Here is a 1,234-nt window from a genome sequence, read left to right as displayed (position 1 = left end):
TGAATAGACCCGGGTTTCGTAGACACTTTTTTGCCTCATAATGGAGGCCTAATGAAGGAGTGTTTATGTCAGTCAAAACGTTCACTGAAGAATTCAAAATTGAAGCCGTAAAACAGATTACTGAGCAGGGGTACCCTGTATCTGAGGTCTCCTCTCGACTTGGTGTATCCACTAATAGTCTTTACGCCTGGGTTAAGCGCTACCAGAAGCCCGAGTCGCAGCGTAAGCAGGACGATGCACTTCAGCATGAAGTAAAGCGCCTCAGGCAAGAACTTAAGCGAGTAACTGAAGAGCGGGATATCTTAAAAAAGGCCGCCGCGTACTTTGCAAGAACGTCAGGCTGAAGTACGCCTTCATTAAAAAAATGTCGTCCTTTTATGCTGTACGCCGGTTATGTCTGGTTCTTGGCCTCCATCACAGCGGTTATTACCAGTGGCTAAAGCGGCCTAAATCTTTGCGTACACGGCAAGATGAACGACAAACAGGCTTGATTAAACAACTGTGGCTTGAAAGCGGTAAAGTTTACGGCTATCGAAAAATCTGGCTCGATATGAAAGATCTGGGTGAATGCGTCGGACGTAACAGGATCGCGCGCCTGATGAGGCTCGCTGAACTAGCATCTCAGACTGGATACCGAAAACGACGCTATTACGGTGGCGGAAAGCCTTCTTTTGCCAGTCCAAATTACCTTGAACGCCAGTTCGTTGTCCCTACCCCAAATACGCATTGGGTGAGTGACATGACTTATATAAGGACGCATGAGGGTTGGCTGTATCTGGCTGTTGTTCTTGATCTCTTCTCACGCAGGGTTATCGGCTGGAGCATGGGCGGACGAATGACCGCTGAGTTAGTAATGGATGCATTACTGATGGCGGTATGGCGACGTAAACCAACGGCAGAAGTATTAATCCATTCAGATCAGGGCTCTCAATATACGAGCGAAAGATGTCAGTATTTTATGACAGCTCACAATTTAAAAAGCAGCATGAGTCGTCGGGGTAATTGCCATGACAACGCAGTGGCAGAAAGCTTTTTCCAGTTGCTAAAACGGGAACGCATAAAGAAACGGATCTATAAAAATAGGGAAGAAGCGAAGGCGGATATCTTCGATTATGTCGAGATGTTTTATAATGCTAAACGCCGCCACAGTGCCTGTGAGGATCAGCCCCCTGCAGTTTATGAAAGTGCCTGGTTCATGAGGCACAGAACCGTCTAGGGAACTAGGGTCTATTCA

General features: G+C 47.0%; 1 protein-coding gene. It reads left to right on the top strand.

What is annotated here, in order from left to right:
* Nucleotides 1-65: 65 nt before the first annotated feature.
* A protein-coding gene (locus QSV56_RS21885; RefSeq protein WP_301213810.1) for an IS3 family transposase occupies nt 66-1,216 on the top strand; the annotation gives its coding sequence in 2 pieces (ribosomal slippage) (nt 66-300 and nt 300-1,216; 1,152 coding nt in all).
* Nucleotides 1,217-1,234 lie beyond the last annotated feature (18 nt).

Source organism: Yersinia sp. 22-579 (assembly GCF_030433455.1).
GTDB classification, from domain to species: Bacteria; Pseudomonadota; Gammaproteobacteria; order Enterobacterales; family Enterobacteriaceae; genus Yersinia; species Yersinia enterocolitica.
Note: the sequence above shows the minus strand (reverse complement) of the source record. Positions and strands in the feature narration are given on the sequence as shown.